General features: G+C 35.7%; 10 protein-coding genes. All 10 read left to right on the plus strand.

Annotation, left to right across the window (positions count from 1 at the left end; all coding sequences use genetic code 11):
- Window position 1: 1 nt before the first annotated feature.
- The 10 genes from AC0UBM_RS00490 to AC0UBM_RS00535 all read left to right on the plus strand — a co-directional run bounded on the left by AC0UBM_RS00490 (window position 2) and on the right by AC0UBM_RS00535 (window position 16451).
- Entirely contained in the window at window positions 2-2959 is a 2958-nt protein-coding gene (locus AC0UBM_RS00490; protein WP_475687213.1) for a SusC/RagA family TonB-linked outer membrane protein, read from the plus strand.
- 29 nt (window positions 2960-2988) lie between these two features.
- The gene (locus AC0UBM_RS00495) at window positions 2989-4611 is read left to right on the plus strand and encodes a RagB/SusD family nutrient uptake outer membrane protein (RefSeq protein ID WP_475687214.1); all 1623 of its coding nucleotides are present in this window, start codon (window positions 2989-2991) and stop codon (window positions 4609-4611) included.
- 89 nt (window positions 4612-4700) lie between these two features.
- Window positions 4701-6116: a sulfatase family protein gene (locus tag AC0UBM_RS00500; protein WP_475687215.1), complete on the plus strand. Its 1416-nt coding sequence runs from the start codon at window positions 4701-4703 to the stop codon at window positions 6114-6116.
- 30 nt (window positions 6117-6146) lie between these two features.
- Window positions 6147-7586, plus strand: a complete 1440-nt coding sequence (locus AC0UBM_RS00505; RefSeq protein WP_475687216.1) for a hypothetical protein — start codon at window positions 6147-6149, stop codon at window positions 7584-7586.
- Entirely contained in the window at window positions 7576-8568 is a 993-nt protein-coding gene (locus tag AC0UBM_RS00510; protein ID WP_475687217.1) for a glycoside hydrolase family protein, read from the plus strand. Before AC0UBM_RS00505 ends, AC0UBM_RS00510 begins: the two co-directional genes overlap by 11 nt.
- Before the next feature lie 42 nt (window positions 8569-8610).
- Window positions 8611-10185: a sulfatase gene (locus tag AC0UBM_RS00515; protein WP_475687218.1), complete on the plus strand. Its 1575-nt coding sequence runs from the start codon at window positions 8611-8613 to the stop codon at window positions 10183-10185.
- A 44-nt stretch (window positions 10186-10229) separates the two neighbouring features.
- Window positions 10230-11651: a sulfatase gene (locus tag AC0UBM_RS00520; RefSeq protein ID WP_475687219.1), complete on the plus strand. Its 1422-nt coding sequence runs from the start codon at window positions 10230-10232 to the stop codon at window positions 11649-11651.
- A gap of 77 nt (window positions 11652-11728) precedes the next feature.
- Window positions 11729-13984 carry a hypothetical protein gene (locus AC0UBM_RS00525; protein ID WP_475687220.1) on the plus strand — a complete coding sequence of 752 codons (2256 nt, stop codon included), beginning with the start codon at window positions 11729-11731 and terminating at the stop codon, window positions 13982-13984.
- Between the two features lie 52 nt (window positions 13985-14036).
- Window positions 14037-14813 (plus strand): sialate O-acetylesterase, encoded by a 777-nt coding sequence (locus tag AC0UBM_RS00530; protein WP_475687221.1) that lies wholly within the window; start codon window positions 14037-14039, stop codon window positions 14811-14813.
- A 3-nt stretch (window positions 14814-14816) separates the two neighbouring features.
- A complete protein-coding gene (locus tag AC0UBM_RS00535) occupies window positions 14817-16451 on the plus strand; it encodes a right-handed parallel beta-helix repeat-containing protein (RefSeq protein WP_475687222.1) in 1635 nt (544 codons plus the stop codon).
- The last annotated feature ends 3 nt before the right edge of the window (window positions 16452-16454 follow it).

Here is a 16454-nt window from a genome sequence, read left to right on the forward strand (position 1 = left end):
TATGAAGAAAAAACTATTATTTAAACTAACATGTCTGTTTTTTGTTCTGTTTAGCGCTTTTAGCTTTGCTCAAAACAAAAATATAAATGGAAATGTTACCGATGATGCCAATATACCTCTTCCCGGAGTGAATGTGGTTATCGAGGGTACCCAGAAAGGTACTGTAACGGATTTTGATGGTAATTATACTATTTCTGCAGATGCAGGACAAACCTTAATTTTTACATATGTAGGTTTTAAACCTAAACACGTAGTTATAGGCAATTCGAATACTTATTCTATAACTATGGAAAGCGATAATGCAGAACTAGATGAAGTTGTTATTGTAGGATATGGTACACAAAAGAAAAGTGATATTACAGGAGCAGTAGCTTCGTTAGCTGAAGAGCGCTTAGAGATTGTTCCAAATACAAACGTAGCACAAGCTTTACAAGGAGGAATTCCAGGGGTAGTAGTTACTAACCAGGGAAGTAGTGCGTCTGGTAGCGATGTTTCTATAGTGATTAGAGGTAGAAACTCTTTAAAGGCTAGTACCACGCCATTAATAGTTTTAGATGGTATTCCATATAGTGGTAGTTTGTCAGATATCTCTCCAACAGATATTTTATCTATGGAAGTTTTAAAAGATGTTTCTGCAACCGCTATTTACGGATCTAGAGGATCCAATGGGGTTATTTTAATAACGTCTAAAAAAGGGAAACAGGGAAAAGTTAAATTAACTTACGATGGATATTACGGTGTTTTAAGACCAACTAATTTACCAAATGTCTTATCTGCTTCAGAGTTTTACGACTTTAAATTAACTAGAGACCCGTCTTCAATCACAGATTCTGAACAAAGTATTTACGACAGTGGTGAAGGTGTAGATTGGCTGGATTTATCTCTAAGACAAGGACAAACTATACAGCACAATTTATCTGCTTCAGGAGGTTCAGATAATTTTAAATATTATATTTCAGGTACATATCTAGATGTTGAAGGAATACGTTTAAATGATAATTACGAGCGTTCAACACTTAGAATTAATGTAGATTCGGACGTTACAGATTGGCTTAAAGTAGGCGCAAATACTCAGTTAAGTTTTACAGATCAGAGTGGATTAGGACCTTCATTTAGTGAAGCTTATTATATGAATCCGCTAACAAAAAGTTACGACGATAATGGAGATCTTACACTTTATCCTTGGGCCGAAGATGTTTCATTTACTAATCCATTAGAAAATACTTTAGCTCAAAACGAAGATAAACGATATAAGGTCATTTCTAACTTATATCTTGATTTCGATTTAGGTTTCATCCCTGGTTTATCTTATAGATTAAATACTGGAGTTGAGGTTACAAATACCCGACAAGAAAGTTACTGGGGTTTAAATACCGTTAGAGGTATTACTAGACAAGGTGATGCTAGTGTAATAAACGATTTTAGATCTAATGTTCTTATAGAAAATATTCTTAATTATAAAAAGGAATTCGGAAAGAGTAATCTATTTGTAACAGGTTTATATAGTTACCAAAACGATGTAACCGATAATCAAGACTTAGATTCTAGTGGTTTCCCTACAGAAGCACTTACTTGGAGACAAGCCAATGTAGCTAGACTTATAGAGCCAGGATATCAGTACGATAAAAGAACTACACTTTCATCAATGTTACGTATTAACTATGGTTACGACGATAGATACATGATTACATTAACAGGAAGAAGAGATGGATACTCTGCTTTTGGAGATAATAATAAGTATGTAAGTTTCTTCTCTGTGGGGTCTGCTTGGAATATTCATAACGAAAAATTTATGGAGGAGTCTATTTTAAGTACATTAAAATTAAGAGCTTCTTATGGTGAAAATGGAAATCAAGCCATAGATCCTTACGAGTCTTTAACATTCTTAAACGACCGTTCTTACGTCAGTAGCGATGGGGTACAGTTGCCAGGATATATTCCAGAAAATGAATTGGGTAACTCTTCTTTAACTTGGGAAACTTCTGTTGCTGTAAACTTTGGATTAGACTATGCTTTACTTAATAATAGAATTAGAGGTAGTGTAGATGTATATAGAGCGACAACAAACGATTTATTAGCAGATCAAGTGATTTCTCCGTTTCACGGTGCTACAGAGATAAGCACAAATATTGGTAGTGTGCGTAATGAAGGATTAGAATTCGCTTTAGGCGGTCAAGCCATCGGAACAAAAGATTTTAGCCTGAATTTAGATGGAAATATTTCATTTAATAGAAACGAAATTTTAAACATTAATGGTTCAGAAACTATAGACGATGTCGGAAATGGATGGTTTATTGGAGAACCAATAAGTGTGTATTATGCCCTTGAGTATGATGGTGTGTGGCAAGAAGGTGACGATATTGCCAATTCACATATGCCAAATGCAGAACCAGGTTATGCTAAAATTAAGGATCAATTAACAGTCGATACAGATGGAGACGGAGTTCCAGATGAAGCAGATGGTGTTTTAAACACAGATTCCGATAGAGTTATTATCGGACAAAGAGATCCTAAAACAGTAGCTTCTTTTAGTATTGATATGAAATATAAGGGATTCGGCTTGTATATTATGTCTCAAGGTGCATTTGGGCATGTAAAACAAAACGGTCTAAAAAGTGATGATGTTTGGACAGAAGTTAGACGAAACACTACTTTAAAAGACTGGTGGACACCAGAAAATCCAACGAATAGTTACTACGCAAACGATGAAAATGCAAACACGTATGGTGTTAACTTTTACGAAAGTGGTGATTATTGGAGAATTAAAGACATTACTGTCTCTTACGATTTAGATCAAGACGTACTTGATAAGATTGGTATAGATAAATTTAAAATATATCTAGCAGGGCGTAACTTATTCACATTCACGAATTATGGTGGATTAGATCCTGAATTATCAGGAACACGTGATGTACCGTTACAAAAAACATATACCCTAGGTTTTACAGTTAACTTTTAGATATAACCAGAAAAAATAAATTTAAAAATATGAAAGCACAAAAATATAGTTTACTACTGCTAATCATGGTAACGGCATTTATAAGCTGTTCGGACGATTACTTAGTAGAAGATCCGCGTACCGATATTACAGCCAACAATTTATATGAAACCAAGTCCGGTTTTGAAGTAGGGTTAAGTGGTTTATATACTCATTTTAGAAGAGAAAGAGGAGGAGGTACTTATAACAGCACGAACGATTTATTAATAGATCCAGCTGTAACAGGTACAGATAATATGTATGGAAATGAACGTTCTGGATGGGCTAGAGGAGGAAACGAACTTAACGAAAGAAATACGCCTATTTCTAATGAGCCTCGTAGACTTATGGAGTGGTTGTATGAGTTAAACAATGCCGCTAACACACTAATAGATAGAGCAGAAAATCCTAGTATTGACTGGACCGAAGACGAAAAAAATGCCATAGTAGGAGAAGCACGTTTATTTAGAGCTTGGGGATATAGACACCTAACTTACTTGTTCGGAGATGTACCATTACATCTTGAAGAATCAAGTGGTGCTAATATTATTACAGGCTGGGAAAGAACTCCTGTAGCAGAGATTAGAGAAGTTATGGAAGCCGATTTATTGTTTGCAGAAGAACATTTACCAGAAACACAGAGTGATGGTGGTAGAGTTGTAAAAGGTGTTGCAACGCATTATTTGGCAGAGTTGTACTTAGCAATGGGAAGAGACGAAGATGCATTGGCTAAAGCAAAAGACTTAATCGATAATGGTCCGTTTAGCTTAGTAACTTCACGATACGGAGTTAAAGCAGGTGAGCCAGGTACTCCATTTACAGATATGTTTATCGATGGAAACTCAAATAAATCTGAAGGAAATACAGAAGCACTTTGGGTTATGCAACACGAATTAGAAGTTATTGGTGGTGGTAGAAATATTATGAGACGTTGGCACAGAGGAAGATCTCAAGACATTGTAGTCGACGGAGTTTCTGGTACAATTATTTTAGATGAAGAAAATGGAGGTAGAGGATTAGAACGTGTAAGTCCTACAAGATATGCACTAGAATTGTATGAGCCATCAGACGATAGGGGTGGGCGTTTTGCATGGAGAGATTACGAAGTTTTAAATAATCCAAACAAAATACCGCCTGGACGTGCTATTGGAGATACTATCTTTTTCGATTGGAGAGGTAAAGATGAAGTAGAACAAAATAATTATTGGCCAAGTACTAGAAAATGGGATTATTTTAATCCTTTAGATGAGGTCGGATCAGAAAGTTTTAATGATCAGGTTTACCTAAGATTAGGGGAAACGTATTTAATTTTAGCAGAAGCGCAAATGAAAACAGGAGATTTAGCTGGAGCAGCAGAATCTATTAACGCATTAAGAGCTAGAGCTAATGCTAGTTTAATTACAGCGGCAGATGTAGATATCGATTTTATCCTAGATGAGCGTTCTAGAGAATTATATTCTGAGGAGCATAGAAAATATACATTAGTAAGATTAGGTAAATGGTATGAGAGATTTCAAATGTATAATAAAGTTGGAGCTCCAAATGGAGACGAGAGACATACTTTATTACCAATCCCTCAAGAAGCCATCGATGCAAATTCAATACCTATGGAACAAAATCCTGGATATAATTAATTTGTAATTAGTGTTTAACCAAACTGCCTTTAAAACGGGTGGTTTGGTTTTTTTAACAAATCAAGAATAAGACAATCTCAAGTTATAATATGAAAGTTGTATGTACTAAAAAGCGAGTTGCTTTACTGGTTTTTATTTTATCCTTTCTTGGGTCTTATGCACAAAACGTAAATGGTAAGCCTAATGTAATTCTCATTATGGCAGACGATTTGGGTTATGGAGACGTAGGCTTTAACGGGAATGAAAAAATAATAACACCGTATTTAAATGCAATGGCTAATGAAGGCGTAAAGTTTACAAATTTCTACGCGGCTGCGCCATTATGCTCGCCAACACGAGCCAGCGTGTTAACAGGTAGAAGTCCGTATAGGCAAGGCATTTTTGCTGCACATACAGGAGGAATGAGACCTGCAGAAAAAACAATTCCTGAATTATTAAAAAATAAAGGATACAAAACAGGTTTTTTTGGAAAATGGCATCTGGGTTGGATAGAGCCAAATAAAATAGAGTCGAGAGGTGTGTATTCTCCGCCGTGGTTTCATGGATACGAAGAAACATTTGCTACAAAAAGTGCGGTTCCAACATGGGACCCTACTAAAACTCCATCATTTTGGAATGGATTTGGATCTGAAGACGATGGGTCTTGGGGCGGATCAATTTATTTAGAAAATGGTGTGCCTGTAACAGATAATCTAGAAGGAGACGATAGTAGAATTATAATGGATAGAGCTATTCCTTTTATGGAAAAGGCTATAGCTGAAAATGAACCTTTTTTTACAACCATTTGGTTTCATACGCCACACGAACCTGTTGTTGCTGGTCCAGAATATTTAGCTAAATATCCAGATTTACCATTAGAACAAAGGCATTTATACGGCGCTATAACAGCTATGGACGACCAAATAGGACGTTTAAGAGCCTTCTTAAAAGTAAATAATATTGAAGATAACACCATTATATTTTTCTGTAGTGACAATGGACCCTCAGGCGGATTAGTTAAAAAAGGAATCGCTTCGGCGGGACCATTTAAAGGTCACAAACACGACATGTATGAAGGAGGTTTACGTGTCCCTTCATTAGCATTATGGCCAAATCAGTTTAAATCTGGTTTAGTGACCGATTTTCAATCTTCAACAGTAGATTATTTACCTACTATTCTAGACCTTTTAAATATGTCGCCTAGTAAAAAAATTCCATTAGACGGTGTGAGTTTAAAATCAGTGGTTATGGGAGAGATTACAAGTCAGCGTAAAGTGCCTATAGCTTCAGGTTTTCAACGTCTATATAAAGATATCGATCTCTATGCTTTTATAGATGGGCAATACAAAATATGTATTCCAAATCTAGGCGACGAGATGATGCTTTTCGATATAAAAAATGATCCAGGAGAAACTAAAAATTTAGCTTCAGAACAACCAGAATTGTTAAAAAAGATGGAAGCAGATTTAGAGAAAGTTAAAACATCTTGGAGATTGAGCAGAGAAGGAAAAGATTACCAGTGGTAATTATCTAAAAAAAGAAATAACATATTATATATGAAAAACATCTTAATTATACTCCTAATATGTATTGCATCCGGATGCAAAAAAGGTGAAAAAAGTGGAGACACTTCTGCAGTCAAAGATTATGTTATGGTAGATGCTAAAGTAAAAGTATATCATAAAGATGGTAGCCGTAGTTATAAAGATTACCAACCTTTTAAAACCCGTACTTTAGATTTGCTACCCGGATTTGAGCCACTTAAAACATCTCCTCAATTAAGTAAGTATGGAGGGGATTTAAATCAGAAGACTGAATTTGCAACAGGCTTTTTTCATGTTAAAAAAATCGACAATCGTTGGTGGGGTATTGATCCTTTGGGTTATAAATACTTCAATATTGCTCTAAATAGTGTTAATCTAGGAAAGTCTAAAACAAATAAGGAAGCGTTAGTAAAAAAATTTGGTTCTAAATCTAATTGGATTAATGAAACTGTAAGCATGTTAGAGGACAACGGTTTTAACTGTGCCGGCTCTTGGTCTGATGCAGAGGCTATTGTCGCGCTAAATAAAACAATTGATAAGCCATTTGCTTACACTATCAATTGGAATTTTATGAGCGCCTACGGTCGTGAACGTGGTGGCACCTTTCAACAGCCCGGGCACACTGGATATCCTAACGATGCCATTTTTGTGTTCGATCCAGGTTTTGAGACCTTCTGCAATGAGCATGCTAAACAACTCGTAGCTTATAAGGACGATCCGAATTTATTTGGATATTTCTCTGATAATGAGATGCCATTTAAATTTAATGCTTTAGATAATTATTTAGGGTTACCCGAAAATGATTATGGCTATATGGCAGCTAAAGCTTGGATGGACGAGCGTGGCGTTACCAAAGAAAATATTACAGACGAACATCGTGAATTATTCATGGCCTTTGTAGGCGATAAGTACTTTTCTATAGTGTCTAAAGCCATTAAAAAGTACGATCCAAACCACATGTATATTGGTGCTCGTTTTTATAGTGATGAAAAAAATCATGCCGAATTTATGAAAACGGCAGGGAAGTATTTAGATATTATTTCAAATAATTATTATAACCATTGGACTCCCGATAAAGAAGATGTCGTGAATTGGGAAGCATGGTCAGGGAAACCATTTATTGTGACAGAATACTACACAAAGGGAGAAGATTCTGGAATGGGAAATACAAGTGGTGCAGGTTGGATTGTTCGTACTCAAGAAGACCGAGGTTTATTTTACCAGAATTACAATTTAGCCTTATTAGAATCTAAAAACTGTGTGGGTTGGCATTATTTTAAATATCAAGATAACGATCCTACGGCTAAAGGTGTAGATCCTTCAAATATAGATGCCAATAAAGGCATTGTAAATGCGACATATGATGTTTGGAATCCTATGATGGATAAAATGAAAGCGCTTAATAAAAATGTTTATAACGTAATTGATTACTTCGATAATAATGAAAAGTAACATTGGTTTTCTTCTAAGAATGTCTGTAATCGGGAGTTTTTTATTACTCCTCTTTGCTACAGGATGTGCATCTATTTCCAACATAAAAACATGGAATGAGGGTGAGTTTGTACGTCTAAACGGTGGTCCAGTAATATATCCGGAAATGTTAGGGCTTGAAGGCAAATTAGGAGAAAATATAAATGGTCCTTCGGTTATAAAAATCCCAAATTGGGTTGAAAATCCGTTGGGGAAATACTATATGTATTTTGCGCATCATCATGGTAAGTTTATCCGGTTGGCTTATGCTAATTCGCCAATAGGCCCCTGGACAATTTATAAACCTGGCGTGTTAGATTTAGAAAACACAGTGGCTGTGGGACATATTGCTTCGCCAGATGTTATTATCGATGAAAAATCAAAAAGTATTAAAATGTATTTTCATGGAAAATTGCCTAATAGTAAACTGCAAAAATCTTTTGTAAGTACATCTAAAAATGGATTGGAATTTTTGGCATCCGATACCATTTTAGGTCCGTCGTATTTCCGTGTATTCGACTATAAAAATGCTACTTATGCGTTATCATTTGGGACCTTTTTTAAACAAGAACATACAGATAAAGTTTATAAACAAGGTAGTACTATTTTACCTAATGCTAGACATACTGCAGTAGCCTTGGTCGGAGATCAGTTAGTGGTTTACTATTCTCAAAAAGGTGATGCTCCAGAACGTATATTAAAAACAGTTGTAAAGCTTTCCGATGGTGATTATACACGTTGGAAAGTTGGTCCTGTAACCGAAGTTTTAAAGCCAGAAACAGAGTATGAGGGGGTAGATCTGCCAATACAAAAATCTGTTAATGGTTTTGCCAGAAATCGTGTGCATGAGTTAAGAGATCCAGCGCTTTTAATTGATGGCAAGGATATCTATTTATATTATTCTGTAGCTGGCGAAGCTGGTATTGCAGTAGCTAAATTGAAAAACACCAAGAGTCCGAATTAATACAAACAATTATTCTAAAACAAGGTATTCAATATGAAATATATGTTCACAATTCTTAGCTTATTCTTGGTAACAGGATTTGCTTCGGCTCAGACAAAAGCACAACCCAATGTACTTTTTATTTCGGTAGATGATTTAAACGATTGGGAAGGTGCATTACTTGGGCATCCACAAGCTATAACACCCAACATGGATAAGCTTTTTGCAGAGGGTGTTTTATTTACAAATGCACATGCGTCTCAGCCTGTATGTACAGCCTCGAGAAATTCTTTGCTAAGCGGAATTCATCCAACAACTTCAGGTTGGTATAGTTCGACAGCCAACATGAAAAAAAATTACGACACCGTAATGGCAAATCATAAAATGCTTCCAGAACATTTTAAAAACAATGGGTATAATACCTATGCCGCGGGAAAAGTATTTCACAGTGGCGAGTCTGATTATAAAGATAAAACAGATGACTTCTGGACCGCATATGCTCCTCATTTTTGGAATAATATGGAACCCCGCATAAAGGAAAATGGTTTTGGATATAGAGGAACCATGTTTTATCCGTTTCCAAAAGGTGGCGGACAATTTGTTCAATTATATGGAGAAGATAATATAAATGAAAATTACAGAGAGACCAACAGGTTTTATTCATTGTGTGGTGGTCCTTTAGAAGACGAAGATATACCAGAAGATGGGATGTATGATGAACAAATAGCAAATTGGGCTATTGACAAACTTAATAAAAAACAAGACAAACCATTCTTTATGGCCGTTGGTTTTATTAGACCTCATGTGCCATATACCGCTCCAAAAAAATATTTCGATTTGTATCCTATTGAAGATATTATAGTACCCGAAGTACCTAATAACGAATTTGAAGATATTCCTATTATGGGGAAAGCGATAGCTTATGGCTATACACCAAAAGGCGGGTGGGGCGATGTAACGACCAAGAAAGAAATATTACCAGAATTAGTTCAATCGTATCTGGCTTGTGTCACTTTTGTAGACGAACAAATAGGAAAGGTAATAGATGCTTTAGAAAAAAGTCCGAATGGTAAAAATACCATTATTGTGTTATGGTCTGATCACGGGCAACATTTAGGAGAAAAAAGACACTTTAGAAAGCAGGCGCTTTGGGAAGAAGCTACAAAAGTGCCTTTATATTTTAAAATTCCAGGTCATACAAGTAACGGACAAAAAAGTAGTCAGGTTGTGAGTCTTTTAGATATTTATCCAACACTAACAGACCTATGTAATCTTCCATCATTACCAAAGCTTGAAGGGGAGAGTTTATTGCCTTTAATACAATCACCAGATATAAAATTAGATAGATCTGTTTTAACCACGTGGTATTATAAAAACCATGCGGTAAGAAGTAACAACTGGCGTTATATACGCTATCGTGATGGTGGAGAAGAATTATACAATCACACCACAGATCCTGGCGAGCATACCAACCTAGCAAATAATCCGAAATATTCTGAGGTTATTAAAGCACATAAAAAATGGTTACCAAACTATGATGCTATTCCGGCAGGATCGACAGCATGGAAAGGGGATAATTTGGATAAACTAGTCGATAAATGGAAGACTAACGATTCTATTCCTGTGTGGTTACGCTAATAAAACAACAATAATTTTTCATTATCTATTAAGATATATACATTATGAAATTAATTTTTATTCTTCTCATCACTTCAGTATGTTTTACGAGTTGTTCTTCATCTAAAAAAGTAAAGGTCGAAGAAAAACCAAATGTACTTTTTATTGCAGTCGATGACTTAAACGACTGGGCTGGTTATATGGGAAATAACCAAACAAAGACCCCTAAAATGGATGTTCTTGCTTCACAAGGCACATTTTTTAATTCGGCTCATTGTCAATACGCTGTTTGTGGCCCTTCACGTGCAAGTGTTATGTCAGGAATGTATTACCACAGTTTAGGTTTTGGTGTAGAAGGTGGTATACAGCGAGAAGATGAGGAAATTGTTAACGCCGTTAAAAAGAAAGGCTCTTCATTAATTTATGAATATTTTTCAGATTATGGTTATAAAACCATGGCTGGAGGCAAACTTCTTCATCACCATGTTCCTGAAGAAACGGTAGACGTATCAAATGGTCGGGGTTCATGGGATTTTAATTTAGATGAAAATGGGAAGAAAAAGAGATTAAACTGGTTTGGCTCTAAAGGACTTCTAGACTGGGGACCTATAAGTAAGCCAGAACATGAAATGAGTGATTATAAAACGGCTGAATGGGCTGTACAACAGCTTTTACAAGAACACGATAAACCGTTTTTTTTAATGGCAGGTTTCTTACGGCCACATACGCCTTTGTATGTACAGCAGAAATATTTAGATATGTATCCGCTAGATGAGATTGAGCTTCCTCCTTACAAAGAAGATGATTATAGCGATATTCCTAAAGCAGCAGAAGCAGTTTGGAATTCTTATCCAGATACACCTTGGGCTATCAAAAACGATCAATGGCGAAAAATGCTTCAGGCATATATGGCCTGCATCACCTTTACCGATACTCAGGTTGGTAAAATACTAGATGCCTTAGAGAAAAGTCCGTATAGAGATAATACTATCGTTGTATTATGGTCGGATCACGGTTTCCATATGGGAGAAAAAAGCAGATTTCAAAAACATACGGCCTGGGACCGTTCTACTAAAGTGCCACTTATTATTAAGGATCCAAGATCTGGTTCAACAAAACCAATAGAGGCAAACGTTCAGCTTATAGATCTTTACCCAACACTACTCGATTTGTGTGGCCTTCCTGAAAACAAAAAAGTTGAAGGTCGTAGTCTAGTGCCACTTCTTAAAAATCCAGATGTTACTTGGGATTATCCTGCTTACACTTTCAGAAGAGAGGTGTATGCAACAGTAAAATACAACACGTATAGATTTACAGAATACTATGATGGTTCACAGGAACTTTACAATCATGAGAATGATCCAAATGAGTGGGACAATTTAGTGCTTTCTAATCCGGAAGAAAACAAAGATGTTATAGAACATATGTATGGATTACTAGAAAAACCTGAGGTGATTTTAGGTTTCGACCAATCTAAACGAAGATGATATTCTAAATTTTAAATGCTCAATTACAGCTTAGATTAGATAAAAAAAAGTTTAATAAATACTATAAATGTAACCCTATGAACATAACTAATAGTCAATTCAAATTAGTTTTAATAGTACTATTTTGTTTCATATTAGTGCCTTTAAAAGGTGTTTCAGGAAACATTATAGATACTACAGATTATTCGTATTGGAGAACACTTGCAAACACATCCAAGATGTTTGGTGCTATGAAAATGAGTGCTATTTCTATTGCAAACCAAGGCGATGGTGAAACGCGTGATGTTATGGGAGCCAATGCTCTTGCATATATATTAGATCCCGTAAATAAGACTAAATACATTAATGGGATTAAAAATAAATTCGAAACCAGAATCCGAACTATGGAAATTGGTAACGGTGCCGCTTCATCTTCTGTACGCTCACATGAATTATTTTATGCGCTTTTAGCGCTCGATGTTATACGCTATGATTTAGATGAAACGGTACGCTCTAAATACGAAGGCTGGTTAGAAGAAAAATCGATGGCCTTAGTCATAGGAAAATGGGATCCGCATGGTTGGGCCATGAGAATGTTGTATTACAAATATATAGGAGATCATGTAAACTTTATTGAAGCAAAAAAGGAATTCGATATCGGACTGTCAGAGCATTATATGCCTAACGACGGTGTGTCGCCAGCTGGTAATGGTTACTGTGTACAACGCTGGAATTCTATAGAACGTACTGTTAAAAATACTACTCCAGATATTATGGAATATATGGGGTATAACGACTATTATACCAATCCAGGACTTGTTGGACTAAAAGAGTTTATGTACGGCTATGCAGTAGCTCCTTTTGGACGGATTTTATTATATGGCGATTCTCGCGATACCGAAGTGCAAAAGCCGTGGGACATTGAGGATGACAACATTATACTATCTCCTCAGATTGTTTCGGCATCCAGATATTCTACAGAGGCTTATAATTATGCCATGTGGGTGCTACGCGAAGGGGCTGAGGTTTCTAAGGGAATATTAAAAGGACACTTGTCTAATTATTTAATAATGGCCGGAACTGCAGCAAAAAATAATCCGATAGAATTTAGTACTAAAGATGCTGTATTGGCGCCAAGTCGTTTGTTTGAAAATTATGCAGCTTTGATTTCGAACGAGCAATCTAAAGATGCACTGTATTTGAGTGTGCAGAATTTAAAAGGAAATACAGAGTATCATACGGGCTATGAAACCAATGCTATAGCCATGGCTGGATACGGCGAGATTTTATTACGTAATTCTGGTTACGATGGGCCAGATAACGATGTTACTATAGATGGTGTAACCGCGACCTTCGATTTTATACATTCAAATTCAGAATCTTCTAATACCTTAATGATAGGCGGGAAAAAACACACATCCAAAGCGGGTGATGGCATTATTGAAGGCTTGGTTGGACAAGATATAGAATATTTTAGAGGCTCTAGTTCGGAAGCAATAGCAGGAACTCATTTTAGAGATATTGTTTTTGTACAACCTTCGCATGGTGTTAACGGCTATTATGTGGTAATGGATCATGTAACTTCAGATACAGCAGAAGATCATGTTAATGTGATTTGGCATCCTAATTCTGCGGTGTTGAATACAATGGAAAGCGATACCAAGTACTTTTCCGAAATAAAAATAGAAGAAGGTAAAACAGGACCGCGATTATTTTCTAAAAACGAAGTTACCCTAACAACGTTCTTAGGTACACCTCCAGCTTCTGTAGAACTAAAGAAGACTGCAAATCAGGCCCGATCAGGATATGGTTTTGCATCAGATTATATGTATGCTAATTATAATACAACCAATAAGCAAGCGAGTATACTTACTGTTTTGTTTCCAGGTGATAAAACTCATAAAGTAGGAGGATTAACACGAATTGCTACTGGAAATTATACAGGGAGCGAAATCACCCAAGAACAGATTGTAGATGTGGCTTTGACCTCTAATGGAAGTTCTACCGAACATTATGGTTTGGAAATATTTAATGGAGAAAATATTTTTTATAGAAAAAACTCAGAGCAATTGGTTTCATATTTCGTAAAGGGTAATTTATTTAAATCAGAACAAGCCATTCAATCAGGTTTTAAGTCTGATGCTCAAATTACATTATATATGAAAACGGGAAATGAAAGTAAGATGTTTAGCGGAAAGATTATTTCTCCAGGTACTCAAGTTACGTTCTATGCGCCAGATATTTCATCCATAACATTAGACGGGAAACATATCCCAATTGGTAGTTCAGGATCAAATTGGGTTAGAGTTACTATTCCAGAGGGCACTTATCAACTTGAGGTATTAGGACTTTAAAGTAAATAATTAAAACAGATTTTATAATCATACAATAAAAAATACAATTAAAATGAAACGCATCCATATTCTAATTTTCTTAATCGCAGTAAGCAGTTTAGTAGGTTGTAAAGCAAAGCAAGTTATCGATACTAGGCAACAGTCTATGGAACTTTATCTCTGTATTGGTCAGTCCAATATGGCAGGAAGAGCAACAGTTGAGGCTCAAGATAAAGATAGCCTAGACAACGTATTTCTATATACAGGAAATGAAGATAAGCCTTGGGAAAAAGCCGCCAATCCTTTAAATAAGTACTCTATGGTAAGAAAAAGCATGAAGATGCAAAAGTTAAGTCCTAGTTATGGTTTTGCAAAAGAAATGGCAAAGATATCTTCAGGTAAGCAAATTGGACTAATTGTAAATGCTAAAGGCGGTACCTCTATTGAAGAGTGGGAGCCAGGGGATACCCTTTATAATGAGGCGGTAAATCAAGCAAAAAAAGCAATGAAATATGGCATTTTAAAAGGAATTATATGGCATCAAGGTGAAGCAAACGTGGGTAAATACGATAAATATATGCCAAAAATAAAAGCGTTAATTGAAGCTTTACGAAGAGATTTAAATGCTCCTAATTTACCATTTGTTGCGGGTCAATTATCGGCAGATAAACCACAGCGAGTAAAATTTAATACCATGATTTTAGAGCTACCAAAACAAGTTGAAAATACAGGGGTAGTTACTACTGAAAATACAAAAACGATTGATAATACCCATTTTGATAGTGAAAGTCAGCGTGTTTTAGGAAAGAGATATGCCGAAGAAATGGTTAAGCTAATTTCAAAAAAATAAAAAATGACATTTAAAACAATAAAAATATGTGCTGTGTTGCTCCTGTTGAGCGTTCAATATGGCTTGGCTCAAAACACTTATTATGTAGATGATGTTATAGGAAATGACACTAATAATGGGACAAGCAAAACTACGCCTATTAAAAGTATTGAGCGAGTTAATCAAATAGGTTTAAAACCTAACGATTCTATTCTTTTTAGAAGAGGAGGACAATGGATTGGCAATTTTGTTCCAAAGGGAAGTGGTGCTAAAAATAAACGCATAGTTATTGGGGCTTACGGTTCTGGTCCTGCGCCTGTTTTAGATGCTCAAGGTGCAATTTCTAATAACGAAGAATTGTCTTATACCATTCGTTTGTTTAATCAAGAATATATTGAAATTCGAGATTTAAAAATTAAAAATCATGCGCTTTCAGAAAAGCCTAGAGAATATCCTTTAAAAAACAATGTAACTTATGTATATGCTCCTAAAATGGGTATTTATATTGAAGGAAGAGATATCGGAACGCTTCATGATATTCAATTAATTAATCTGGAAATTTGTCATGTTAACGGAGATATGAGCACCAAAGATAACGGAGGTGTTTTTGTAGATATAACAAGGGATAAAGACGTTTCTAAACAGGTGAAATCCAATTTTGACGGTCTATATGTTGAAGGGTGTTACATCCATAATGTAGATAGAACAGGTTGGTCTAATCGATCTGTTTGGGACCGTAGATCGTTAACAAGTAGTTGGGGCGATAAATTAGAAAACGGACGAATTCATAACTGGTATCCTAGCGAAGATGTAGTTTTTAGAAATAATAAATTTGAGAGAGCAGGAGCCAACGCTTTAATAGTGCGAGTAGCCAACGCGCCTTTGGTCGAACATTGTGTCTTTACAAATAACGGTATAAAAGGTAGTGGTAATGCATCTTTCCCATTTAATTGCGACGATGCTTTGTTTCAATATAACGAAGCGTCTTACACATATTACAATACCGAAGCCGATAGTTGGGACCATAAACCTGATGTAGATGCGGGTGGTTTTGATAGCGATTGGAATTGCAAAAACACCATTATTCAATATAATTACAGTCATAATAATGGACATGGCGGTATACTTATTTGTTGCGATGGAGGGAGCAAAACAAGTTTTAACGATGGTACCATTATTAGATATAACATCTTCGAAAACAACAATCACCATATCGTTAGAAATTCTGGAACGACAACAAATACACATATTTATAATAATGTTTTTTTTGCTGGAGAAGGACAGGATACAGTACAACTAGTGTATCATAAAAGTTGGGGCGGTTTTCCCGACTCTACCACATACACAAACAATGTATTTTACTCTTTAGGCGAAGACAATTGGTTTGATTTAGGAAAAAGTACCAACACTATTTTTAAGGCAAATACTTTTTACGGAGATATTAAAGAAGAACCAAAGGATTCTGAAAAAAGTAAAAAGAACCCGCTGTTTAAAAGTGATCTGCCTTCCAAATCTAACTGGAAATCGTATTTGAGATTTTTACTAAAAGATGAATCTCCAGAAATAAATAACGGAATAAAAATAGAAGGTCACCCCATGAAAGACTTTTTAGGAAACCCAATTCAGGGAAATCCAGACAGAGGAGCGTTTGAAAATTAAGGA

The organism is Formosa sp. F44 (assembly GCF_056238645.1).